The following is a 24973-nucleotide window of genomic DNA, read 5'->3' as shown; positions in this document are numbered from 1 at the left end:
GCAAGGGCATTTTTTTGACGACGCAGCGCGCCGGGGCGGCTAAAATGCCTCTCTCTTCATTTGTATTACCAATAATTGATAATGGCATGAAAGCAGAAACTCCCTCTTTTGAGGCACATCAGTTCGTGCGGGTGCGTCGCGGCGATGCGGTGCGCCGGTTGATTCAGCGCGATAAAACGCCGCTGGCGGTGCTGTTTATGGCGGCGGTGGTCGGCACGCTGGCCGGGCTGGTGGGCGTGGCGTTTGAGAAGAGCGTGAACTGGGTGCAGAACCAGCGGATCGGCGCGCTGGCGCAGGTGGCGGACCACTGGTATCTGGTCTGGCCGCTGGCGTTTATCTTGTCGGCGCTGCTGGCGATGGTCGGCTATTTCCTCGTGCGCCGTTTTGCGCCGGAGGCTGGCGGATCGGGGATCCCGGAAATCGAAGGGGCGCTGGAGGAGCTGCGGCCAGTGCGCTGGTGGCGCGTGCTGCCGGTGAAATTCATCGGCGGCATGGGGACCCTGGGCGCCGGAATGGTGCTGGGACGCGAGGGGCCGATGGTGCAGCTTGGCGGCAACATTGGACGCATGGTGCTGGATATTTTCCGCATGCGCAGTCCGGAAGCGCGGCACACGCTGCTGGCGACCGGTGCGGCGTCGGGGCTCTCAGCGGCCTTTAACGCGCCGCTGGCCGGTATCCTGTTTATCATTGAAGAGATGCGCCCGCAGTTCCGCTACAACCTGATCTCCATTAAAGCGGTATTTACCGGCGTGATCATGTCGAGCATTGTGTTTCGCATTTTCAACGGCGAGGCGGCAATTATAGAGGTGGGCAAGCTGAGCAATGCCCCGGTGAATACCCTGTGGCTGTACCTGGTGCTGGGGATGCTGTTTGGCTGCTTTGGCCCGTTGTTTAATTTTCTGGTGCTACGCACCCAGGATCTGTTCCAGCGCATTCACGGCGGCAACATCAAAAAATGGGTGTTAATTGGCGGGGGCATCGGCGGGCTTTGCGGCCTGCTGGGGCTGATGCAGCCCTCCGCGGTGGGCGGTGGCTTTAACCTGATCCCCATCGCCGCCGCCGGTAACTTCTCCGTCGGTTTGCTGCTGTTCATCTTTATTGCCCGCGTGGTGACCACGCTGATCTGCTTCTCTTCCGGCGCGCCGGGCGGCATTTTCGCTCCGATGCTGGCGCTCGGCACGCTGCTGGGCACGGCGTTCGGCATGGCGGCTATTCCGCTGTTTCCGTCCTACCATCTCGATGCCGGCACCTTCGCCATCGCCGGTATGGGGGCGCTGCTCGCCGCCTCGGTGCGCGCGCCGCTGACCGGGATTGTGCTGGTGCTGGAGATGACCGATAACTATCAGCTCATTTTGCCAATGATTATTACCTGCCTTGGCGCAACACTACTGGCGCAATTCCTCGGCGGTAAGCCTTTGTATTCGACCATTCTGCAACGTACTCTGGCGAAGCAGGAGGCCGAGCAGGCGGCAAAAGCGCAGCAGGCACCCCGGGAGAATACTTGAACGATTTACCAGGGTATTAGATAATGGCTCAAAAGGTCCGGTTATTCTTTAACCGGCCGGAAGTATCAATGGGAGCAAAAAATGAGTGATGACGTAGCGTTGCCGCTGGAGTTTACCGAAGCCGCAGCCAATAAAGTAAAACACCTGATTGCGGATGAAGATAATCCGAACCTGAAACTGCGCGTATATATCACCGGCGGCGGTTGCAGCGGTTTCCAGTATGGCTTCACCTTCGACGATCAGGTGAACGAAGGGGATATGACCATTGAGAAACAGGGTGTCGGCCTGGTGGTTGACCCGATGAGCCTGCAGTACCTGGTCGGCGGCTCTGTCGACTATACCGAAGGGCTGGAAGGTTCGCGCTTTATCGTGACCAACCCGAACGCGAAAAGCACCTGCGGCTGCGGGTCCTCGTTCAGCGTTTAAAGCGAGCGCGGCAGGGGGCTTTTTCTCGCAGCGAGAGGGCGCCAACGCTAAAAACGGTAACCTCAGGGTTACCGTTTTGCTTTTATGACCGTCCGTTATCGTCCAGGGCAAACGTCGGCAGCTTCAGATGCCAGCGGATCGCCGCCAGCCGGATCGCCAGGGTCACCACCATCCCCATCATCGCCGAATTCTCCAGCGGGAGATGGAAGGTGTCGTGCGCGGTGGCGTGGACAATGCCGCCGACAATACAGGCGGTGGCGTAGATCTCGGTGCGCAGAATCATAGGAATTTCGCGCGCCAGCACGTCGCGGATTATCCCGCCGCCAACGCCGGTCACCACCCCCATGCATACCGCTACCAGCGGGCCGCTGCCGGCGAGAAAGGCTTTATTCACGCCGATGCCGACAAACACCGCTAAACCGACGGCGTCGAGCACCGGCAGGATCCATTTCGGCAGCCGGCGCGGCTGGCGGACCAGCAGGATGGTCAGCATGCTGGTGACCATCGCCACCACCAGATCGGTGGGATCTTTGACCCAGAATACCGGGCCATTCGCCAGCGCCATGTCGCGGATGGTTCCGCCGCCCACCGCCGTCACCACGCCTAACACCAGCACGCCAAACGGGTCCATGCGTAATTTTCCGGCCAGCAGAACGCCGGAGATCGCGAAAACGGCCGTGCCAATAATATCCAGCCAATAGACAAGCATCGTTGATTCCCACTGAACATCCGCTTTACCGGATGGTTATTTTACCTGGTCGAGCGCCGCGCAAAGTTGTTTGGCGGCGAGGATAATACGTGGGCTTGCGCGTTCAAACCAGTCGCTGTGTAACGCAATCAACGAAATGGTGAGCTGATGTTGCCAAAAGCGCTGCGCCTCGGCGATGCGGCTGGCGTCGCCGGTCACCACAATCGCCTGCGGCTGACGGGCCAGCACCTGTTCGCGGCTCACCTGCGGCCAGGGAACACGGCTGGCGGCAAAGATATTCTCGCCGCCGCACAGCCTCAGCACCTGATCCTGAATCGAGCCGGGGCCGCTGGTGAACAGCGGGGCGGAACCGAACTGCAGGAAGACGCGTTTCTTCGGCGCGCTGGCATAGCGCGCTTTCAGTGCATCGTATTCCTGCTGCATCGCCTGCGCCGCCTGCTGCGCTTTTTCCGGCTGCGGGCTCCACTTCGCCAGTTGACGCAGGGTGGCGATGATCTCTTCGATGGTCGAAGTCTGCACCCAGAGGACGTGGATCCCCAGCGACTGCAGCTGGTTAACCTGACGTTCGGCATTACCGCCGCGCCAGGCCAGCACCAGGTCTGGCTTTAACGCTACGATGCGCTCCAGGTTCATCCCCTGCCAGCTGGCAACCTGCTCAATCGTTTTGGCCTGCGGCGGATAATCGGAATAGCTACTGACGCCGACCGGCGTGATCCCGGCGGCAAAGGCCAGTTCGGTATTGGCGGGGGAGAGGGCGATCACCCGCGGCGCGGCCAGCAGCCACGCCGGGGCGAGTAACAGCAGCGCGGCAAGCGCGAAGGAGAGCGACTTAGCCACGTGCCAGGTTCTGGACCAGATTCTCCACCATCAGGGTGGACTGTCGGGCGGCGACCGCAAGGAACTCCTCAAAGCTGAGGTGAGACTGCTGGTCGGCCACATCGGAGATGGCGCGAACCACCACGAAGGGAACCTTAAAGTTATGGCAAACGTGAGCGATAGCGGTCGCTTCCATTTCCACAGCGATCGCCTGCGGGAAATTATGGCGGATCTTCGCCAGACCGACAGAGCCGTTAATGAAGGCATCGCCGCTGACGATCAGGCCGCGAACGGCATTGAGATCTAACGCGTTAATGCAGCTCTCCGCGGCGGCCACCAGTTTTTCGTCCGCTTTAAAGCCCGCCGGGCAGCCAGGCAGCTGGCCGTACTCATAACCGAAGGCGGTGACGTCGGCGTCGTGGTAGCGCGCTTCATCGGAGACGACGATATCGCCGACCTTCAGCGTCGACGCCAGGCCGCCGGCTGAGCCGGTATTAATGATCACGTCAGGCTGGCAACGCTCCAGCAGCAGGGTCGCGCCCATCGCCGCCGCCACTTTCCCGATACCAGACTTCAGCAGCGCGACGTCAACGCCGTGAAGTTGGCCGGTATAGATTTCGCTCCCGCCAATAGTGATAGTCTGGCGGTTTTCGATTTTGTCGCGCAGAAGGGTAACTTCCTCTTCCATAGCGCCAATAATGCCAATTTTCATAGATTTACTCGCGATGTGTCAGGTTTAGTTGCATAGTCTATCATGCGCTTAAGGGGAAGCGTATTGCTCGCGCGGGAGAGGCTATGGCAAAGATTGATTTTCGCAACAAGATAAACTGGCGTCGACGCTTCCGTTCGCCGCCGCGTGTCGAGACGGAGCGCGACATCCTGCGGATCTTCGAAAGCGATCGGGGACGGATCGTCAACTCGCCGGCCATCCGTCGCTTACAGCAAAAAACTCAGGTCTTCCCGCTGGAGCGCAACGCAGCGGTGCGTACCCGTCTGACCCACTCGCTGGAGGTGCAGCAGGTGGGGCGTTATATCGCCAAAGAGGTACTGAGCCGGCTGAAAGAGCAGAGGCTGCTGGAAGAGTATGGCCTGGAAGAGCTGACCGGGCCATTCGAGAGCGTCGTGGAGATGGCCTGCCTGATGCACGATATCGGCAACCCGCCGTTTGGCCATTTTGGCGAGGCGGCGATTAACGACTGGTTCCGCCAGCGTCTGGCGCCCGGCGATGCGCTCGGGCAGCCGCTGACCGACGATCGCTGTGAAGTGCAGGCATTACGCCTGCAGGAGGGGGAAACGTCGCTTAACGCGCTGCGCCGCAAAGTGCGCCAGGATCTCTGCTGCTTTGAGGGCAACGCCCAGGGCATTCGTCTGGTCCATACGCTGATGCGCATGAATCTGACCTGGGCGCAGGTCGGCTGTATTCTGAAATATACTCGTCCGGCGTGGTGGTCCGAGGCGACGCCAGCCAGCCACAGTTATTTAATGAAGAAGCCTGGCTACTATTTAGCCGAAGAGGAGTATGTGGCGCGCCTGCGTAAAGAACTGGATCTGGCGCCTTACAATCGGTTCCCATTAACCTGGATTATGGAAGCCGCGGATGACATCTCATATTGCGTCGCGGATCTCGAGGACGCGGTGGAAAAACGTATTTTCAGCGCTGAGCAGCTTTATCAGCATCTTTACGACGCCTGGGGCCGCCATGAAAAAGGATCGTTATTCTCGCAGGTGGTGGAAAATGCCTGGGAGAAATCACGAGCCAATTCCCTGAAGCAGAGCGCGGAAGATCAGTTTTTTATGTATTTGCGGGTGAACACGCTGAATAAGCTGGTGCCCTACGCGGCGCGCCGATTTATTGACAACCTGCCGGCCATCTTTACGGGCGACTTTAATCATGCGCTGCTCGAGGACGACAGCGATTGCAGTCAACTGCTGGAGCTTTATAAAAATGTAGCGATTAAACAGGTGTTTAGCCATCCGGATGTCGAGCAGCTGGAATTGCAGGGCTACCGGGTGATCAGCGGCCTGCTGGATATCTATCAGCCGCTGCTGAAATTATCACTGGAGGATTTCAGCGAATTAGTGGCGCAGGAGCGGGTACGGCGTTTACCCATTGCCTCCCGGCTGTATCAGAAACTTTCAACCCGCCACCGGCTGGCCTATGTGGAAGCGGTAAATAAGCTCGCGCGCGCAGCGCCTGAATTTGCGCTGATGGAATACTATTATCGCTGCCGTCTGATTCAGGATTATATCAGCGGGATGACGGATTTATATGCGTGGGATGAATATCGACGACTGATGGCGGTGGAATAGGCTGGAGTTTTGTAAAGATGGACAATAAATTTTTACTTTTTCCAGAAACTTAATTCCGGAACTTAGCGCTATAAAATGACTCTGATAGTCACGTACACAGCAACTTTCGTTTTCTGATATTGAGATTGAAACTGATGAAAAAAACCACGTTAGCAATGAGTGCACTGGCTCTGAGTTTAGGTCTGGCATTGTCCCCGCTCTCTGCGAGCGCGGCGGAAACGGCATCTTCGGCCACTAACGCGCAGCAGATGCCAAGCCTGGCCCCGATGCTGGAGAAAGTGATGCCGTCGGTGGTGAGCATTAACGTTGAAGGTAGCACCACCGTTAATACCCCACGGATGCCGCGTAACTTCCAGCAGTTCTTTGGCGATAACTCGCCGTTCTGCCAGGATGGTTCTCCATTCCAGAGTTCGCCGTTTTGCCAGGGCGGCGGACAGGGCGGTCAGCCTGACGGCGGCCAGCAGCAGAAATTCATGGCGCTGGGCTCCGGCGTGATTATTGATGCGGCCAAAGGGTATGTGGTGACCAACAACCACGTCGTGGACAACGCCACCACGATTAAGGTCCAGCTGAGCGATGGTCGTAAGTTTGATGCCAAAGTCGTGGGTAAAGACCCGCGCTCTGATATCGCGCTGATTCAGATTCAGGATCCGAAAAACCTGACGGCAATTAAGCTTGCCGACTCTGACGCGCTGCGCGTCGGCGACTACACCGTGGCTATCGGTAACCCGTTCGGTCTGGGCGAAACCGTGACCTCCGGGATTGTTTCCGCGCTGGGTCGTAGCGGCCTGAACGTGGAAAACTACGAAAACTTTATCCAGACCGATGCGGCGATTAACCGCGGGAACTCCGGCGGCGCGCTGGTGAATCTCAACGGCGAGCTGATCGGCATCAACACCGCCATTCTGGCGCCGGACGGCGGCAACATCGGTATCGGTTTTGCTATCCCGAGCAACATGGTGAAAAACCTGACCGAGCAGATGGTGAAATATGGCCAGGTGAAACGCGGCGAGCTCGGCATCATGGGCACCGAACTGAACTCTGAGCTGGCGAAAGCGATGAAAGTCGACGCCCAGCGCGGCGCCTTCGTCAGCCAGGTGATGCCGGGATCGGCGGCCGCGAAAGCGGGCATTAAAGCCGGCGACGTGATCACCTCCCTCAACGGGAAGGCGATCAGCAGCTTCGCCGCGCTGCGTGCTCAGGTCGGCACCATGCCTATCGGCAGCAAGGTTGAGCTTGGCCTGCTGCGCGATGGCAAACCGGTGACCGTCACCGTCGAACTGCAGCAGAGCAACCAGACCCAGGTTGACTCCAGCACCATCTTCAACGGGATTGAAGGGGCGGAAATGAGCAACAAGGGTCAGGACAAAGGCGTGGTGGTCAATAATGTGAAAGCCGGCACCCCGGCGGCGCAGATTGGCCTCAAGAAAGGCGACATCATTGTCGGGGCCAACCAGCAGCCGGTGAAAAACATCGCCGATCTGCGGAAAATCTTCGACGCCAAACCGTCCGTGCTGGCGCTGAACATTCAGCGCGGCGACGCCTCTATCTACCTGCTGCTGCAGTAATCGTCAGCGCTTGATCCCAGCCCCTTCCCTCGCCGAGGGCAGGGGCTTTTTTCCGTTCTGTGACCGCTTCCACAACTCCACATATCTCATCCGGGCTTCGGGCATATGCACAATGCGGCAGGGCGACGACTCTTTTATGCTGGTGCCCTGCAAAGGGGAGGATTACATGGCTGGCTGGCATCTCGATACCAAAATGGCGCAGGATATTGTGGCGCGGACGATGCGCATCATCGATACCAACATCAACGTGATGGATGCCCGCGGGCGGATTATCGGCAGCGGCGATCGGGAAAGGATTGGTGAATTGCACGAAGGCGCGCTGCTGGTGCTTTCCCAGGGGCGGGTGGTGGATATCGACGACGCGGTGGCTCGCCATCTGCACGGGGTGCGCCAGGGCATTAACCTGCCGCTGCGCCTGGAGGGGGAGATCGTCGGGGTGATCGGCCTGACCGGCGAGCCGGAGTCGCTGCGAAAATATGGCGAGCTGGTGTGCATGACGGCAGAGATGATGCTGGAGCAGTCGCGACTGATGCATCTCCTGGCGCAGGACAGCCGTCTGCGCGAAGAGCTGGTGATGAACCTGATTCAGGCGGAAGAGCATACCCCGGCGCTGAACGAATGGGCTCAGCGATTAGGCATCGATCTGAATCAGCCGCGCGTGGTGGCGATGATTGAGGTGGATAGCGGCCAGCTCGGCGTAGACAGCGCGATGGCGGAACTACAGCAGCTGCAGAACGCGCTGACCACGCCCGATCGCAATAATCTCGTGGCCATTGTCTCGCTCACGGAAATGGTGGTGCTGAAACCGGCGCTGAACAGCTTTGGCCGCTGGGACGCCGACGATCATGTCCGGCGCGTCGAGCAGCTTATCGCCAGGATGAAAGAGAATGGCCAGCTCCGTTTCCGCGTGGCGTTGGGCAACTTCTTCACCGGCCCCGGGAGTATCGCCCGCTCTTATCGTACCGCTCGCACGACGATGATGGTGGGCAAGCAGCGGATGCCGGAGAGCCGCTGCTATTTCTATCAGGATCTGATGCTGCCGGTGCTGCTTGACAGCCTGCGCGGCGGCTGGCAGGCCAATGAGCTGGCCCGTCCGCTGGCGCGTCTCAAGACAATGGATAACAACGGGCTGCTGCGGCGAACGCTGCAGGCGTGGTTTCGCCATAACGTGCAGCCGCTGGCGACGTCGAAGGCGCTGTTTATTCATCGCAATACGCTGGAGTACCGGTTGAATCGTATCTCGGAGCTGACGGGGCTGGATCTTGGCAGCTTTGACGACCGGCTGCTGCTGTATATCGCGCTGCAGCTGGATGAACAACGCTAAGGTGTGGAGGTAAAAAAATGCCGGGTAGCGACTCGCCATACCCGGCCTGGACGATGCATGCTGTCGGTAGCGGTTTGATACCGCCAGCCCGGTCAGGCGACGCGCCGCCGGGGATGCGCTTACTTACGGGTGAGCTTTTCCAGATCGGCTTCGATTTCGCTGATCTTATTGGTGACCACGCTTTCCAGATGGCGTAAATCGTCGAGGATTTTACGCTTGAGATCGATTTCAGTGCGGTCGCGCTGGCAAATCTGATCCAGCTCATCGATGACGTAGCGCAGATTGGGGCTGATCTCCTGGACCTCTTTGTAGCCCTGGCCGACGCCGTCGGCGACGACGGTTTTGCGCTGACGCGGATATTTGAACTTCACGCTCTTGGCGAAGAATTCGCCTTTGTCTTTCTGAAAATAGATTTTCAGAATGTCGTTGTTAGCTTCCTGCCGCAGGCTATAGCGATCGATCTCATCAGGGTTGGTAATGCCAAGACTTTTCAGATTATCGTACATAACGGTACCTTTGATAGCATCATAACCATTGAATAATTAACGAAAAAATCCATTCTCGCCAGCATCAAATATAAAAAAAGCGGGATATCTCCCGCTTTTTATTTGCTTTAGTCGATGGTGCGCAGCAGTTCGTTAATGCCGACCTTGCCGCGAGTTTTAGCATCGACTTTCTTCACGATCACTGCGCAGTACAGACTGTATTTACCATCTTTCGACGGCAGGTTGCCTGACACCACTACCGAGCCAGCCGGCACGCGGCCGTAGAAGACTTCGCCGGTTTCGCGATCGTAGATTTTGGTGCTCTGACCCAGGTAAACGCCCATGGAGATCACGGAGCCTTCTTCGACAATCACCCCTTCAACCACTTCAGAGCGCGCGCCGATGAAGCAGTTATCTTCGATGATGGTCGGGTTCGCCTGCAGCGGCTCCAGTACGCCACCGATGCCGACGCCGCCGGACAGGTGAACGTTTTTACCGATCTGCGCGCAGGAGCCGACGGTGGCCCAGGTGTCAACCATGGTGCCTTCGTCAACGTAGGCGCCGATGTTAACGTAGGACGGCATCAGCACGGTGTTGCGGGCGATGAACGCGCCCTGGCGCACCGCTGCCGGGGGCACCACGCGGAAACCTTCTTTCTGGAAACGCGCTTCGTCATAGTCAGCGAATTTCATCGGTACTTTATCGAAGTAGCGGCTTTCCGCACCATCGATAACCTGGTTATCGTTAATACGGAAAGAGAGCAGTACCGCCTTCTTCAGCCACTGATGCGTCACCCACTGACCGTCGATCTTCTCAGCGACGCGCAGCGCGCCGGAATCCAGAAGGGCAATAACCTGGTTAACCGCTTCGCGGGTCACGGTATCCACATTGGCCGGCGTGATGTCGGCGCGACGCTCGAAGGCGGACTCAATAACGTTCTGTAACTGCTGCATTGTTTCTTTCCATTCACTAAAAAAAAATACGTCACCCTTTATCGTTTGGATTGAGGGCCGCTGTCAACCGTTGTTGCACTTCTTGTTGCAGCTCATTATTAAGGGCACGCCGGTCGGCGGTAGCGATTATAAATAAATCTTCTACTCGCTCACCAATTGTCGTAATTCGCGCCCCGTGAAGCGAAATTCCGAGGTCGGCGAACACCTGACCGACGCGGGCGAGCAGCCCGGGCTGGTCAAGGGCAATCAGCTCGAGAAACGATTTGCGATCGGTATGGGTCGGCAGGAAATTCACCTCGGTGTCCACCGAAAAATGACGCAGCTTTGCCGCCTGACGACGGGGCGCCGGGGGCTCCCAACTGCGCTGGGTGATGGTCTGTTCCAGACCCTGGCGGATCGCCTCGTGGCGGTCGGCGGACAGCGGACTGCCGTCAGGCTCAAGGACGATAAAGGTATCCATCGCCATGCCGTCGCGGGTGGTGAAGATCTGCGCGTCGTGGACGCTGAGGTTGCGACGGTCCAGTTCGCCACACACCGCGGCGAACAGGTAAGGGCGATCCGGGCTCCAGATAAAAATCTCCGTTCCGCCGCGAGTGGCCTGCGAGCTCAGGAGGATCATCGGCTTATTCAGATCGTGGCGCAGCAGGTTGCGGGCGTGCCAGGCGAGCTGCGTCGGCGTATGTCGCACGAAATAGTTGGCGCGGCAGCGGTTCCAGATTTGATGCAGCGCCTCTTCATTAATATTGTCCATCCGCAGCAGGGCCAGCGCCTGCAGCTGATGGTGACGCACCCGTTCGCGCATGTCCGGGGTGCTTTGCATGCCGCGACGCAGCTGTTTTTCAGTGGCGAAATAGAGTTCGCGCAGCAGGCTCTGCTTCCAGCTGTTCCACAGGGTTTCGTTGGTGGCGCAGATATCGGCGACGGTCAGGCACACCAGATAGCGCAGGCGATTTTCCGTTTGCACCTCCTCGGCGAACTGCTTAATCACCTCCGGATCCTGAATATCGCGCCGCTGGGCGGTGACCGACATCAGCAGGTGGTGACGCACCAGCCAGGCGACCAGCTGCGTTTCACGGGAGTTCAGCCCGTGCAGTTCGGCAAATTTCAGCACATCCTGCGCGCCGAGGATCGAGTGGTCGCCGCCGCGCCCTTTGGCGATGTCGTGGAACAGGGCGGCGATTAAAATCAGCTCCGGGTGCGTTAAGCGCGGCCACAGTTCCACGCACAGCGGGTGGCGGCTACGGGTCTCTTCTTTAGCAAAGCTCTCCAGCTTGAGCATCACGCGGATGGTGTGTTCATCGACGGTGTAGGCGTGAAACAGGTCGAACTGCATCTGGCCGACGATATGGGACCACTGCGGCATATAGGCCCACAGCACGCTGTGACGATGCATCGGCAGCAGTCCGCGACTCACTGCCCCCTGATGGCGCAGCATGCTGAGAAAGAGCGTGCGCGCCTCCGGGATATAGCACAGCGGCTGGGTCAGATGGCGGCGGGCGTGGCGCAGATGGCGCAACGTCGTGGAGTAGATGCCGGTGATGGTGCTGTTGCGCACCATGATATAAAACATGCGCAGAATGGCCTGCGGCTCGCGAATAAACAGCGTATCGTCACGCAGATCGATCAGCGTGCCGCGCAGCTGGAAATCATCATCGATCGGGCGCGGTTTTTCATCCTCGGTCAGGGCGAGGATGGCCTCTTCAAACAGCTGCAGCAGCATCTGGTTCAGCTCGCTCACCCGGCGGGTGACGCGGAAGAAGTCCTTCATCATATGCTCAATCGGCTGGTTGCCGTCGCCTTCATAGCCGAGTCGGCGGGCGACGCTGAGCTGGCGGTCGAAAAGCAGGCGGTTGTCATAGCGAGTGAGTTCGAGATGCAGCGCGAAGCGGATACGCCACAGCTGGTGCAGACACTCGTTGAGCTCATTGCGCTCGGCTTCGGTCAGAAAGCCGAAGCCGACCATCTCATCCATCGAGGTGGCGCCGAAATGGCGGCGAGCCACCCACTGTAGCGTATGGATATCGCGCAGGCCGCCGGGGCTGCTTTTCACGTCCGGCTCGAGGTTATAGCTGGTGCCGTGATAGCGCTGATGACGGACGTTCTGCTCTTCGACTTTCGCGGCGAAGAACTTTTCTGATGGCCAGAAGCCGTCGCTAAAAATATGTTTTTGCAGTTCAAGGAACAGCGCGACGTCGCCGATCAGCAGGCGCGATTCGATTAAGTTGGTGGCGACGGTGAGATCCGAAAGCCCTTCCAGCAGACACTCTTCGAGAGTGCGCACGCTGTGGCCTACCTCCAGTTTGACGTCCCACAGCAGCGTCAGCAGTTCGCCGACCTTTTGCGCCTGGTCGTCCGGCAGCTTTTTGCGGCTGAGGATCAGCAGATCGACGTCAGAGAGCGGATGCAGCTCACCGCGGCCATAGCCGCCGACGGCCACCAGCGCCAGGTCGCAGACGGATTCAAAGCCGCAGGCGATCCACAACCGCTGCAGCAGCTGGTCGATAAATTCGGTGCGCGCCGCAATGAGCTGCTCCGCGGCGATACCGGCGTCAAACGCCTCGCCCAGCCAGTGCTGAAAGGTATCGATGTGCGCCTTAATTGCAGCACAGTTCAGATCGCCCTGCGGCCAGCTCACCGGATGTTCCGGCGGGATGGGCAGAAGGGGGGAGGCTGTGTCAGGTAATGAGTTGCTCATCGCGTCACCATAAGAAAAAACTATCTAATAAAAAAGCCGGCGGGCGCCGGCTTTTCATCATTCATCGTGCGAGATTATCGCCGGGATGGTGTCATCCTTACGTAGCGTCAGAATTTCGCAGCCGTTGTCTGTCACCACAATAGTATGCTCGTACTGCGCAGACAAGCTCCGGTCTTTGGTTTTCACCGTCCAGCCGTCTTTCATGCTGCGGATCTCTTTTTTACCGGCGTTGACCATCGGCTCGATGGTGAAGGTCATGCCTGGTTTGAGCACGACGTTGGTTTCCGGCGAGTCGTAGTGCAGCACCTGCGGCTCTTCATGGAAGCCGCGGCCGATGCCGTGACCACAGTATTCGCGAACCACGGAGAACCCTTCCGCTTCCACATATTTTTGGATCGCCGCGCCGATGGTGCGCAGGTTGATGCCCGGCTTCACCATCTTCAGCGCCAGGTACAGGCTTTCCTGAGTGATGCGGCACAGGCGCTCGCCAAGAATCGTCGGTTTGCCGACGATAAACATTTTGGAGGTATCGCCATGGAAATCATCTTTAATGACGGTCACGTCGATATTCACGATATCGCCATCTTTCAGCAGCTTGCCGTCGTCAGGGATACCGTGACAGACCACTTCGTTGACCGAAATGCAGACGGATTTCGGATAGCCGTGATAGCCGAGACAGGCGGAAATGGCCTTCTGCTCGTTAACGATATAGTCGTTACAGATACGGTCCAGTTCGCCAGTGCTGACGCCCGGCTTAACCCAGGGTTCGATCATTTCCAGCACTTCAGCGGCCAGACGACCGGCAACGCGCATTTTTTCAATATCTTCAGATGTCTTAATAGAGATAGCCATGGAGTATGTCCAGCAGTGTCGATATTTTCGACAATAATAGAGTAAGTCCTGTCAATGGTAACAGTCCGGGTAGGCTGGTGCCAAACTGAGAATCATTAACAGCACGTGACGTCAACAAGAGTTGGTGTCTGGATGGATTTTGTGATATAAAGCGCGCCGGACTTCCGTTCCATCTCAGATACACAAGGATGGGACGTAAGCGACATCGCTCACTTTGTGTAATAACACACACGTATCGGCACATATTCCGGGGTGCCCTTCGGGGTCGGTAATATGGGATACGTGGAGGCATAACCCCAATTTAATCTATAGAGGTTTTAAACATGGCAACTGTTTCCATGCGCGACATGCTCAAGGCTGGTGTTCACTTCGGTCACCAGACCCGTTACTGGAACCCGAAAATGAAGCCGTTCATCTTCGGTGCGCGTAACAAAGTTCACATCATCAACCTTGAGAAAACCGTACCGATGTTCAACGACGCTCTGGCTGAACTGAACAAGATCGCTGCTCGTAAAGGTAAAATCCTTTTCGTTGGTACTAAGCGCGCTGCAAGCGAAGCGGTAAAAGACGCTGCTCTGAGCTGCGACCAGTTCTTCGTGAACCATCGCTGGCTGGGCGGTATGCTGACTAACTGGAAAACCGTTCGTCAGTCCATCAAACGTCTGAAAGACCTGGAAACTCAGTCCCAGGACGGTACTTTCGACAAGCTGACCAAAAAAGAAGCGCTGATGCGTACTCGTGAGCTGGACAAGCTGGAAAACAGCCTGGGCGGTATCAAAGACATGGGCGGCCTGCCGGACGCACTGTTCGTTATCGACGCTGACCACGAGCACATCGCTATCAAAGAAGCAAACAACCTGGGCATCCCGGTATTTGCTATCGTTGATACCAACTCTGATCCGGACGGCGTAGACTTCGTTATCCCGGGTAACGACGATGCAATCCGCGCAGTAAGCCTGTACCTGGGCGCTGTTGCTGCTACCGTTCGTGAAGGTCGCTCTCAGGACCTGGCTTCTCAGGCGGAAGAAAGCTTCGTAGAAGCTGAATAATAAGGTTTAAGCCCTTATTAGTACCGTGTATGAATAGGGGCCCATTATCGGCCCCTTTTTTCAATTTACGCTGTTTGGCCGTTGGCCGGGCAGTATCCACATCTCCCGAGGATTTTAGAATGGCTGAAATTACCGCTTCCCTGGTAAAAGAGCTGCGCGAACGTACTGGCGCAGGCATGATGGATTGCAAAAAAGCGCTGACTGAAGCGAATGGCGACATCGAGCTGGCAATCGAAAACATGCGTAAATCCGGCGCGATCAAAGCGGCGAAGAAAGCAGGCAACGTGGCTGCTGACGGCGTGATCAAAACCAAAATCGAAGGCAACTACGGTTATATTCTGGAAGTTAACTGCCAGACTGACTTCGTTGCTAAAGATGGTGGTTTCCAGGCATTTGCTGACAAAGTACTGGACGCCGCTGTTGCGGGTAAAATCTCCGACGTTGAAGTTCTGAAAGCGCAGTTCGAAGAAGAACGTGTTGCCCTGGTTGCTAAAATCGGTGAGAACATCAACATCCGTCGTATCGCTGTTCTGGAAGGCGACGTTCTGGGCAGCTACCAGCACGGTGCGCGCATCGGCGTTCTGGTTGCCGCTAAAGGCGCTGACGAAGAGCTGGTTAAGCAGCTGGCAATGCACGTTGCCGCAAGCAAGCCGGAATTCGTTAAGCCGGAAGACGTGTCTGCTGAAGTGGTAGAGAAAGAGTACCAGGTTCAGCTGGACATCGCGATGCAGTCCGGTAAGCCGAAAGAAATCGCAGAGAAAATGGTTGAAGGCCGCATGAAGAAATTCACCGGCGAAGTTTCTCTGACTGGTCAGCCTTTCGTCATGGAGCCGAGCAAATCTGTTGGTCAGCTGCTGAAAGAGCACAACGCTGACGTGACTGGCTTCATCCGCTTTGAAGTGGGCGAAGGCATCGAGAAAGTTGAGACTGACTTTGCAGCAGAAGTTGCTGCGATGTCCAAGCAGTCTTAATTTTTACAAGGAGCCGCCTGAGGGCGGCTTCTTTTTGCGCCCATTTTGTAAATTCAGCCAACTGCTTATAGTGACCGCGCTGAAATGCGACATACAATGTCGCCGGAATTCTCACATCTCATTCGTTGACAGTCTCAGGAAAGAAACATGGCTACCAATGCAAAACCCGTCTACAAACGTATTCTGCTGAAATTAAGTGGCGAAGCGCTGCAGGGCTCAGAAGGCTTCGGTATTGATGCAAGCATACTTGACCGCATGGCTCAAGAGATCAAAGAGCTGGTTGAGCTGGGTATTCAGGTTGGCGTAGTAATTGGTGGCGGTAACCTGTTCCGTGGTGCTGGTCTGGCGAAAGCGGGTATGAACCGCGTTGTGGGCGACCACATGGGCATGCTGGCTACGGTTATGAATGGCCTCGCGATGCGCGATGCGCTCCACCGCGCCTATGTGAACGCTCGTCTGATGTCCGCCATTCCGCTGAACGGCGTGTGCGACAACTACAGCTGGGCAGAGGCGATCAGCCTGCTGCGCAACAACCGCGTGGTGATCCTTTCTGCGGGTACCGGCAACCCGTTCTTTACCACCGATTCCGCAGCCTGCCTGCGCGGGATTGAAATTGAAGCCGATGTGGTGCTGAAAGCCACCAAGGTTGACGGCGTATTCACCGCCGATCCGGCCAAAGATCCTTCCGCCACGATGTACGATCAGCTGACCTACAGCGAAGTGCTGGAAAAAGAGCTGAAAGTGATGGATCTGGCGGCCTTCACCCTGGCGCGTGACCATAAATTGCCGATTCGCGTCTTCAACATGAACAAACCTGGCGCGCTGCGTCGCGTGGTGATGGGCGAAAAAGAAGGCACATTGATCACGGAATAATTCCCGTCAGCGCCAAATCCGGGTAAGATTCCGCTTTACTTTCGCGGGGATATTACCCGGTGATTTTCATTAAATCTGACTATACTTAGCTCATTTTCCGACGGGTGCCCCGTCTGGTCTGACTGAGACAAGCTTTCAAGGATTCGTAACGTGATTAGCGATATCAGAAAAGATGCTGAAATCCGCATGGAAAAATGCGTCGAAGCATTCAAAAACCAAATCAGCAAAATTCGCACGGGTCGTGCTTCTCCGAGCCTGCTGGACGGGATTGTTGTTGAATACTACGGTACGCCGACCCCGCTGCGCCAGCTGGCCAGCGTCACCGTCGAAGACTCCCGTACCCTGAAAATCAACGTCTTTGACCGTTCTATGTCCGCGGCTGTTGAAAAAGCGATCATGGCGTCCGACCTCGGTCTGAACCCAAGCTCTGCCGGTAGCGATATTCGGGTTCCGCTGCCGCCGCTGACCGAAGAGCGTCGTAAAGATCTGACCAAGATCGTGCGTGGTGAAGCTGAGCAGGCGCGCGTTGCCGTACGTAACGTTCGCCGCGACGCCAACGACAAAGTCAAAGCGCTGCTGAAAGAGAAAGAGATCAGCGAGGATGACGATCGCCGTTCTCAGGACGACGTGCAGAAAATGACTGACGCCGCCATCAAGAAAGTTGACGCGGCGCTGGCAGACAAAGAAGCGGAACTGATGCAGTTCTGATGCTCTGCCCTTACTCGGGCCTGACAGCGTCTGGCCTGAGTAAAATCCGAAACGCCGTACAGAAGACTGTACGCTCAATTCTCGGGATTGCGTTGCGACCGCTGGCCTTGTAGCCTTTAGCGCTAAGTTGAAGGCCTGATGCCGCCGTCTTATCCCTGATAATTGCTGCGTAGGGGCTTGCTGGCGGCGTTTTGCTTTTTATTCTGTTTCCACTCTTCTGGACGTCTCATGAAGCAATTAACCGTTCTCGGTTCGACCGGCTCCATTGGCTGTAGCACGCTGGACGTGGTACGCCATAATCCCGGTCGCTTTTCCGTCGCCGCGCTGGTCGCGGGGAAAAACGTTGACCGTATGGTTGAACAATGCCTTGAATTTACCCCCCGTTACGCCGTGATGGACGATGCGCAAAGCGCTGAGCGGTTGCGCACCCGTCTGCAGGAACATGGCTGCCGTACCGAGGTGCTGAGTGGCCAGCAGGCGGCGGCAGAGGTCGCGGCGCTGGAGGAGGTCGATCAGGTGATGGCGGCTATCGTCGGCGCGGCGGGTCTGGTGCCGACGCTGGCGGCGATCCGCGCCGGAAAAACGGTGTTGTTAGCAAATAAAGAGTCGCTGGTGACCTGCGGTCGCTTGTTCATGGAGGCGGTTCAACGGTCGGGGGCGCGATTGCTGCCGGTCGACAGCGAACATAACGCGATTTTTCAGAGTATGCCGGAGACAATTCAGCAGCATCTGGGATACGCTGACCTGGCGCAGAACGGCGTTTCGTCCATTCTGCTGACCGGCTCGGGCGGGCCTTTCCGCGAGACAGCGGTAGCTGAACTGGCGGCGATGACGCCGGATCAGGCCTGCCGTCATCCCAACTGGTCGATGGGACGCAAGATCTCCGTCGACTCCGCCACGATGATGAACAAAGGTCTGGAATATATTGAAGCGCGCTGGCTGTTTAACGCCTCGGCCCGGCAGATGGAGGTCCTTATCCATCCGCAGTCGGTGATCCACTCGATGGTTCGCTATCAGGACGGCAGCGTGCTGGCGCAGCTTGGGGAACCGGATATGCGCACGCCGATCGCCCATACCATGGGCTGGCCGCAGCGGCTGAACTCCGGCGCTAAGCCGCTGGACTTCTGTCAGCTGAGCAATCTGAGCTTCTCCGCGCCAGACTATACGCGGTATCCGTGCCTGAAGCTGGCGATGGAGGCGTTTGACGTCGGCCAGGCGGCGACCACCACGCTGAATGCGGCCAATGAAGAGTCGGTTGCCGCGTTTCTGCAGGGCGATATCCGCTTTACCGATATTGCGGCGGTTAACCTGGCAGTGCTGGATAAGATGAACCTGCTGGAGCCGCAAAGCATTGATGACGTTCTGGTTATCGACGCTGAGGCCCGCGCGGTTGCTCATCAACAGCTGAAGCGGTTGGTCACCCAGGCGTAACGCGGTGATATTTGTGGGCGCAAAGCTTCAGTGATATAGTCTGCGCCACCCGATCGTTGCATTTTGTTGTTGAAGATTACGGTGGCCGTGGCAAAACACGGCTTTTTTGCGTAAAGCTTTTGGTTGTTCTCTGCGATTGGCTGCAGCCCCGGCACCGGATAAAAATGCGTATCCAGCGCGGCCCGGTGGCCTCTGTTTGGTGGCTAGTTAATCCTTATTATGGACTTAAAACGCGTGATGTTGTCTGCTAATCAAACTGTCAGCGAAATATCGCCTACACATGGCTGCCGTCATGTCGCCATTATTATGGATGGCAACGGCCGTTGGGCGAAACGGCAAGGTAAAATTCGCGCTTTCGGGCACAAGGCCGGTGCGAAATCCGTGCGTCGCGCGGTCTCTTTCGCGGCGAATAATGGAATTGAGGCGTTAACGTTATACGCGTTCAGCAGCGAAAACTGGAACCGTCCGGCTCAGGAAGTCAGTGCGCTGATGGAGCTGTTCGTCTGGGCGCTGGATAGCGAAGTCAAAAGCCTGCACCGACACAATGTGCGTTTGCGGATTATTGGCGACACCACGCGCTTCAATGCGCGCCTGCAGGAGCGTATCCGCAAAGCGGAAGCGCTGACCGCGAACAATACCGGCTTAACGCTGAATATTGCGGCCAATTACGGCGGTCGCTGGGATATTACCCAGGGCGTTCGTTTTCTGGCGAAACAGGTACAGGACGGGACGCTGCTGCCTGAGCAGATCACGGAAGACATGCTGAGTCAGCAGGTCTGCATGCATGAACTGGCTCCCGTAGATTTAGTTATTAGGACCGGGGGAGAGCACCGAATAAGTAATTTTCTGATTTGGCAAATTGCCTATGCCGAACTTTACTTTACGGATGTTCTTTGGCCCGATTTTGCTGAACAGGACTTTGAAGGTGCACTCCATGCCTTTGTTAATCGAGAGCGTCGTTTCGGCGGCACTGAGCCGGGTGGCAGTCATGCCTGATGGGGGTCACTTTTGCTGAAGTATCGCCTGATATCTGCTTTCGTCTTAATCCCCGTCGTCATTGCGGCGCTGTTTTTATTGCCGCCGATGGGGTTTGCTATCGTGACCCTGGTGGTCTGTATGCTCGCCGCGTGGGAGTGGGGGCAACTGAGCGGTTTCACCTCGACGTCGCAGCGGGTCTGGCTGGCGGTGTTGTGCGGCCTTCTGCTGGCGGCGATGCTGTTTTTGCTGCCGGAATACCATTATGACGTTCATCAACCGATGGTTGAAGGCTCGCTGTGGGCCTCTTTCGCCTGGTGGATCGTCGCGCTGCTGCTGGTGCTCTCTTATCCGGCGTCGGCGGCATTCTGGCGGCACTCGAAAGTGCTGCGCCTTATCTTCGGTATCCTGACCATCGTCCCGTTTTTCTGGGGCATGCTGGCGCTGCGCGCCTGGCACTATACCGATAACCATTACAGCGGCGCGCTGTGGCTCCTGTATGTGATGATTTTGGTCTGGGGCGCGGACTCCGGCGCCTATATGTTTGGCAAAATGTTTGGCAAGCACAAGCTGGCGCCGAAGGTCTCGCCGGGGAAAACCTGGCAGGGCTTTTTTGGCGGTTTGCTGACCGCGGCGGTGATCTCCTGGGCCTACGGGGTGTGGGCCCATCTTGACGTTACGCCAACGGTGCTGCTGGTCTGTTCGGTGGTGGCAGCCCTGGCTTCGGTGCTGGGCGATCTGACGGAAAGTATGTTTAAGCGCGAGGCCGGCATTAAGGATAGCGGGCACTTGATTCCCGGACATGGCGGTATTCTCGATCGTATCGACAGCCTGACGGCGGCGGTGCCGGTCTTCGCCTGTCTGCTACTGTTGGTCTTCAGGACGATTTGACGGAAGGTTATATGCTGAGCGTGCTCTGGAATCTGGCAGCTTTTATCATTGCGCTTGGCGTACTGATTACGGTGCATGAGTTTGGCCATTTTTGGGTAGCGCGCCGCTGCGGTATCCGGGTTGAGCGTTTTTCTATCGGCTTCGGCAAAGCGCTGTGGCGGCGGATGGATAAGCAGGGTACGGAGTTCGTCATTGCCCTGATCCCGCTGGGCGGCTACGTCAAGATGCTGGATGAGCGTGTTGAAGCGGTGGCGCCGGAGATGCGCCACTACGCTTTCAATAATAAAACCGTCGGCCAGCGTGCGGCGGTGATTGCCGCCGGTCCCATCGCTAACTTCCTTTTCGCTATCTTTGCCTACTGGTTGGTCTTCATCATCGGCGTTCCTGGCGTTCGCCCGGTAGTGGGTGAAATAACCCCCAATTCGGTTGCCGCGCAAGCACAAATTGCAAAAGGCACGGAACTTAAAGCGATAGATGGTATCGAAACGCCTGATTGGGATGCGGTGCGTCTGCAGCTGGTGGCCAAAATCGGCAACCCGCAAACAATACTTACCGTCGCCCCTTTCGGGACCAATCAGCGCCAGGATAAAATCGTCGATCTGCGGCACTGGGCGTTTGAGCCAGACAAGCAAGATCCCGTGACGTCGCTAGGGATCCAGCCGCGCAGCGCGCAGATTGATACGGTGCTGGCGGAAGTCCAGGCGGGCTCGGCAGCTCAGAAAGCAGGTTTGCAAGCGGGCGACCGGATCGTTAAAGTCGATGGACAACCGTTAACGCAGTGGATGACGTTTGTTAATCTGGTGCGCGATAATCCGGGCAAAGCGCTGGCGCTGGAGATTGAACGGCAGGGGAGTGCGCTGCCGTTAACCCTGACGCCGGATGCAAAAACGGTGAAAGGTAAGGCAGAAGGGTTCGCAGGGGTGGTGCCAAAGGTCATCCCGCTGCCTGAAGAATACAAGACAGTACGTCAGTACGGACCGTTTGCCGCCATCGCTGAAGCCACGGATAAAACCTGGCAGCTGATGTCGCTGACGGTCAGGATGCTGGGTAAATTGATAACCGGTGATGTCAAACTGAACAACCTCAGTGGGCCGATCTCTATCGCTCAGGGGGCTGGAATGTCAGCGGAGTTTGGGTTGATTTATTATCTGATGTTCCTTGCGCTGATTAGCGTGAACCTCGGAATCATCAACCTGTTCCCACTACCCGTACTGGATGGGGGACATCTGCTGTTTTTGGCGATTGAAAAGCTGAAGGGCGGGCCGGTATCCGAGCGAGTTCAAGACTTTAGTTATCGCATTGGCTCAATACTGCTGGTGCTGTTAATGGGGCTTGCACTTTTCAATGATTTCTCTCGGTTATAAGAGAGTTTGTTAGGAAGAACGCATAATAACGATGGCGATGAAAAAGTTGCTCATAGCGTCGCTGCTGTTTAGCAGCGCGACTGTATACGGTGCTGAAGGGTTCGTGGTGAAGGACATTCATTTCGAAGGCTTGCAGCGTGTCGCTGTTGGTGCGGCCCTCCTCAGTATGCCAGTGCGTCCTGGCGATACGGTGACCGACGATGATATCAGTAACACTATTCGCGCGCTGTTTGCCACTGGCAACTTCGAGGACGTCCGCGTCCTGCGCGATGGTGATACCCTGCTGGTGCAGGTGAAAGAGCGTCCGACGATCGCCAGCATCACCTTCTCCGGCAACAAGTCGGTGAAAGATGACATGCTCAAGCAGAACCTTGAGGCCTCTGGCGTTCGGGTGGGCGAGTCGCTTGACCGCACGACCATCGCGGACATCGAGAAGGGTCTCGAGGATTTCTACTACAGCGTCGGTAAATACAGCGCCAGCGTCAAAGCGGTGGTTACTCCGCTGCCGCGAAACCGTGTCGACCTGAAACTGGTCTTCCAGGAAGGCGTCTCCGCTAAAATTCAGCAGATCAACATCGTCGGCAACCATGCGTTTTCGACTGATGAGCTGATCTCCCACTTCCAGCTGCGCGATGAAGTACCGTGGTGGAACGTGGTCGGCGACCGTAAATACCAGAAGCAGAAGCTGGCGGGCGACCTTGAAACCCTGCGCAGCTACTACCTGGATCGCGGCTATGCCCGTTTCAACATCGATTCTACCCAGGTCAGCCTGACGCCGGATAAGAAAGGGATCTACATCACCGTCAACATCACCGAAGGCGATCAGTACAAGTTTTCCGGGGTGCAGGTGACGGGCAACCTCGCCGGCCATTCCGCGGAAATCGAAGCGCTGACCAAAGTCGAGCCGGGTGAACTGTATAACGGCGCGAAAGTGACCAAGATGGAAAACGACATCAAGAAACTGTTGGGTCGTTATGGTTACGCCTACCCGCGCGTGCAGTCGCAGCCGGAGATCAACGACAGCGATAAAACCGTTAAGCTGCACGTCAACGTCGATGCGGGCAACCGCTATTACGTGCGTAAAATTCGCTTCGAAGGCAACGACACCTCCAAAGATGCCGTTCTGCGCCGCGAAATGCGCCAGATGGAAGGCGCGTGGTTGGGCAGCGACCTCGTCGATCAGGGTAAAGACCGTCTCAACCGTTTAGGCTTCTTCGAAACGGTCGATACCGATACCCAGCGCGTCCCGGGCAGCCCGGACCAGGTCGACGTAGTCTACAAGGTGAAAGAGCGTAACACCGGTAGCTTCAACTTCGGTATCGGTTACGGTACCGAGAGCGGCGTCAGCTTCCAGGCGGGCGTTCAGCAGGATAACTGGTTAGGTACTGGCTATGCTGTCGGGATCAACGGCACCAAAAACGACTACCAAACCTATACCGAGCTGTCGGTGACCAACCCGTACTTCACCGTAGACGGTGTAAGCCTCGGCGGCCGTGTCTTCTATAATGACTTTGATGCGAACGATGCGGATCTGTCTGACTATACCAACAAAAGCTATGGTACAGACATCACGCTGGGCTTCCCGGTCAACGAATACAACACGCTGCGCGCCGGCGTCGGGTATGTGCATAACTCCCTGTCCAATATGCAGCCGCAGGTGGCGATGTGGCGTTACCTGAACTCGATGGGCCAGTATCCGGACAACACCAACGACCGGAACTCGTTCAGTGCGAATGACTTCACCTTCAACTACGGTTGGACCTATAACAAGCTTGACCGCGGCTTCTTCCCAACGGAAGGTTCGCGCGTCAACCTGAACGGTAAAGTGACCATTCCGGGTTCGGACAACGAATACTACAAAGCGACGTTGGATACCGCCACCTATGTGCCGATCGACAACGATCATGAATGGGTGGTGCTGGGTCGTACCCGCTTTGGCTATGGCGATGGTATCGGCGGCAAAGAGATGCCGTTCTATGAGAACTTCTATGCCGGTGGCTCCAGCACCGTGCGTGGCTTCCAGTCGAACACCATTGGTCCGAAGGCAGTGTATTTCCCGGCAAGCAGCCGTCATGACGATGATGACAGCTACGATAATGAATGTAAGAGCACCGAATCCGCACCGTGTAAATCCGATGATGCGGTGGGCGGTAACGCGATGGCGGTGGCCAGCCTGGAGCTGATTACCCCGACGCCGTTCATTAGTGACAAATATGCGAACTCGGTCCGGACTTCCTTCTTCTGGGATATGGGTACCGTATGGGATACTCACTGGGATTCGAGCGCGTATGGCGGTTATCCGGATTACAGCGATCCGAGCAACATCCGTATGTCTGCGGGTATTGCCGTGCAGTGGATGTCGCCGTTGGGGCCGTTGGTCTTCTCCTACGCCCAACCGTTCAAAAAGTACGATGGAGACAAAGCCGAACAGTTCCAGTTTAACATTGGTAAAACCTGGTAATTGTTGGCGGCAATGGAATGCAAGTGCAGTATAGCGCTGACCGTAGGCGATAACGCGTTTATCGCCTCGCCACGCAAATAACGGTACCCCTGGGTACTCATGGGATGGTAAGGAGTTTATTGTGAAAAAGTGGTTATTAGCTGCAGGTCTGGGTTTGGCAATGGTAACTTCCGCTCAGGCGGCAGATAAAATTGCCCTGGTGAACATGAACAGCCTGTTCCAACAGGTTGCCCAGAAAACTGGCGTTTCCAACACGCTGGAAAACGAGTTCAAAGGCCGCGCTAGCGAACTGCAGCGTATGGAAGGCGACCTGCAGTCTAAAATGCAGCGTCTGCAGTCCATGAAGCCGGGCGCCGATCGTACCAAACTGGAAAAAGACGTGATGGCTCAGCGCCAGACCTTCTCCCAGAAAGCGCAGGCGTTTGAACAGGATCGCGCTCGTCGTTCCAACGAAGAGCGTGGTAAACTGGTGACCCGTATCCAGACTGCCGTACAGAGCGTAGCGAAAGATCAGAGCATCGATCTGGTGGTTGACGCGAATGCCGTTGCATACAACAGCAGCGATGTAAAAGACATCACCGCTGATGTGCTGAAACAGGTTAAATAA

At 56.7% G+C, this 24973-nt stretch carries 22 protein-coding genes; 15 read left to right on the top strand and 7 right to left on the bottom strand.

From position 1 onward, the window contains the following. The first annotated feature begins 86 nt into the window (after positions 1-86). Positions 87-1505: a H(+)/Cl(-) exchange transporter ClcA gene (gene clcA, locus LGM20_RS20975; RefSeq protein WP_044521076.1), complete on the top strand. Its 1419-nt coding sequence runs from the start codon at positions 87-89 to the stop codon at positions 1503-1505. Between the two features lie 81 nt (positions 1506-1586). Next, a complete protein-coding gene (gene erpA, locus LGM20_RS20970) occupies positions 1587-1931 on the top strand; it encodes an iron-sulfur cluster insertion protein ErpA (RefSeq protein ID WP_002889275.1) in 345 nt (114 codons plus the stop codon). Between the two features lie 82 nt (positions 1932-2013). Here the strand turns inward: erpA and LGM20_RS20965 are convergent, their stop codons facing one another. From LGM20_RS20965 to mtnN, 3 genes are read right to left on the bottom strand one after another with little or no spacing between them, the layout of a single operon-like run. After that, on the bottom strand, positions 2014-2640 hold the full coding sequence (locus tag LGM20_RS20965) for a TRIC cation channel family protein (protein WP_023292038.1): 627 nt from the start codon (positions 2638-2640) through the stop codon (positions 2014-2016). A 36-nt stretch (positions 2641-2676) separates the two neighbouring features. Further along, entirely contained in the window at positions 2677-3477 is an 801-nt protein-coding gene (btuF, locus tag LGM20_RS20960; RefSeq protein WP_044521079.1) for a vitamin B12 ABC transporter substrate-binding protein BtuF, read from the bottom strand. Beyond that, a complete protein-coding gene (gene mtnN, locus LGM20_RS20955; protein ID WP_023292040.1) occupies positions 3470-4168 on the bottom strand; it encodes a 5'-methylthioadenosine/S-adenosylhomocysteine nucleosidase in 699 nt (232 codons plus the stop codon). Before mtnN ends, btuF begins: the two co-directional genes overlap by 8 nt. Before the next feature lie 83 nt (positions 4169-4251). Here mtnN and dgt point away from each other — a divergent pair, with 83 nt between their 5' ends. The 3 genes from dgt to cdaR all read left to right on the top strand — a co-directional run bounded on the left by dgt (position 4252) and on the right by cdaR (position 8658). Further along, positions 4252-5766: a dGTPase gene (gene dgt, locus LGM20_RS20950; RefSeq protein ID WP_044521080.1), complete on the top strand. Its 1515-nt coding sequence runs from the start codon at positions 4252-4254 to the stop codon at positions 5764-5766. A 134-nt stretch (positions 5767-5900) separates the two neighbouring features. After that, complete coding sequence (gene degP / locus LGM20_RS20945) at positions 5901-7334, top strand: serine endoprotease DegP (protein ID WP_023292042.1); 1434 nt, start codon at positions 5901-5903, stop codon at positions 7332-7334. Between the two features lie 166 nt (positions 7335-7500). Continuing rightward, positions 7501-8658: a DNA-binding transcriptional regulator CdaR gene (gene cdaR, locus LGM20_RS20940; RefSeq protein ID WP_044521097.1), complete on the top strand. Its 1158-nt coding sequence runs from the start codon at positions 7501-7503 to the stop codon at positions 8656-8658. Positions 8659-8777: 119 nt separating this feature from the next. Here the strand turns inward: cdaR and LGM20_RS20935 are convergent, their stop codons facing one another. From LGM20_RS20935 to map, 4 genes are all read right to left on the bottom strand, one after another. Beyond that, the gene (locus LGM20_RS20935) at positions 8778-9164 is read right to left on the bottom strand and encodes a DUF3461 family protein (RefSeq protein ID WP_002889292.1); all 387 of its coding nucleotides are present in this window, start codon (positions 9162-9164) and stop codon (positions 8778-8780) included. Positions 9165-9271: 107 nt separating this feature from the next. Next, positions 9272-10096, bottom strand: a complete 825-nt coding sequence (gene dapD, locus LGM20_RS20930) for a 2,3,4,5-tetrahydropyridine-2,6-dicarboxylate N-succinyltransferase (protein WP_002889295.1) — start codon at positions 10094-10096, stop codon at positions 9272-9274. Between the two features lie 31 nt (positions 10097-10127). Beyond that, positions 10128-12791 carry a bifunctional uridylyltransferase/uridylyl-removing protein GlnD gene (gene glnD, locus LGM20_RS20925; RefSeq protein ID WP_023292044.1) on the bottom strand — a complete coding sequence of 888 codons (2664 nt, stop codon included), beginning with the start codon at positions 12789-12791 and terminating at the stop codon, positions 10128-10130. Between the two features lie 57 nt (positions 12792-12848). Beyond that, a complete protein-coding gene (gene map, locus LGM20_RS20920) occupies positions 12849-13643 on the bottom strand; it encodes a type I methionyl aminopeptidase (protein ID WP_004204446.1) in 795 nt (264 codons plus the stop codon). 323 nt (positions 13644-13966) lie between these two features. Here map and rpsB point away from each other — a divergent pair, with 323 nt between their 5' ends. The 10 genes from rpsB to skp all read left to right on the top strand — a co-directional run bounded on the left by rpsB (position 13967) and on the right by skp (position 24973). Beyond that, positions 13967-14692, top strand: a complete 726-nt coding sequence (gene rpsB / locus LGM20_RS20915) for a 30S ribosomal protein S2 (RefSeq protein WP_004204447.1) — start codon at positions 13967-13969, stop codon at positions 14690-14692. 119 nt (positions 14693-14811) lie between these two features. Further along, positions 14812-15663 carry a translation elongation factor Ts gene (tsf, locus tag LGM20_RS20910; protein ID WP_004151930.1) on the top strand — a complete coding sequence of 284 codons (852 nt, stop codon included), beginning with the start codon at positions 14812-14814 and terminating at the stop codon, positions 15661-15663. Between the two features lie 147 nt (positions 15664-15810). Continuing rightward, entirely contained in the window at positions 15811-16536 is a 726-nt protein-coding gene (gene pyrH / locus LGM20_RS20905) for a UMP kinase (RefSeq protein ID WP_002889306.1), read from the top strand. Between the two features lie 150 nt (positions 16537-16686). Continuing rightward, positions 16687-17244, top strand: coding sequence for a ribosome recycling factor (gene frr, locus LGM20_RS20900; RefSeq protein WP_002889308.1), 558 nt, complete (start codon positions 16687-16689; stop codon positions 17242-17244). Positions 17245-17472: 228 nt separating this feature from the next. Further along, positions 17473-18675, top strand: a complete 1203-nt coding sequence (gene ispC / locus LGM20_RS20895) for a 1-deoxy-D-xylulose-5-phosphate reductoisomerase (RefSeq protein ID WP_044521082.1) — start codon at positions 17473-17475, stop codon at positions 18673-18675. Positions 18676-18912: 237 nt separating this feature from the next. Further along, positions 18913-19671 (top strand): (2E,6E)-farnesyl-diphosphate-specific ditrans,polycis-undecaprenyl-diphosphate synthase, encoded by a 759-nt coding sequence (gene ispU / locus LGM20_RS20890; RefSeq protein WP_032429282.1) that lies wholly within the window; start codon positions 18913-18915, stop codon positions 19669-19671. A gap of 12 nt (positions 19672-19683) precedes the next feature. Beyond that, positions 19684-20541: a phosphatidate cytidylyltransferase gene (gene cdsA / locus LGM20_RS20885; RefSeq protein WP_023292047.1), complete on the top strand. Its 858-nt coding sequence runs from the start codon at positions 19684-19686 to the stop codon at positions 20539-20541. Between the two features lie 11 nt (positions 20542-20552). Continuing rightward, positions 20553-21905 (top strand): sigma E protease regulator RseP, encoded by a 1353-nt coding sequence (rseP, locus tag LGM20_RS20880; RefSeq protein ID WP_004204451.1) that lies wholly within the window; start codon positions 20553-20555, stop codon positions 21903-21905. 31 nt (positions 21906-21936) lie between these two features. Next, positions 21937-24366: an outer membrane protein assembly factor BamA gene (gene bamA / locus LGM20_RS20875; protein WP_023292048.1), complete on the top strand. Its 2430-nt coding sequence runs from the start codon at positions 21937-21939 to the stop codon at positions 24364-24366. 121 nt (positions 24367-24487) lie between these two features. After that, positions 24488-24973, top strand: a complete 486-nt coding sequence (gene skp, locus LGM20_RS20870) for a molecular chaperone Skp (RefSeq protein ID WP_002889325.1) — start codon at positions 24488-24490, stop codon at positions 24971-24973.

The sequence above is a fragment of the Klebsiella quasipneumoniae subsp. quasipneumoniae genome (assembly GCF_020525925.1).
GTDB lineage: Bacteria > Pseudomonadota > Gammaproteobacteria > Enterobacterales > Enterobacteriaceae > Klebsiella > Klebsiella quasipneumoniae.
Note: the sequence above shows the minus strand (reverse complement) of the source record. Positions and strands in the feature narration are given on the sequence as shown.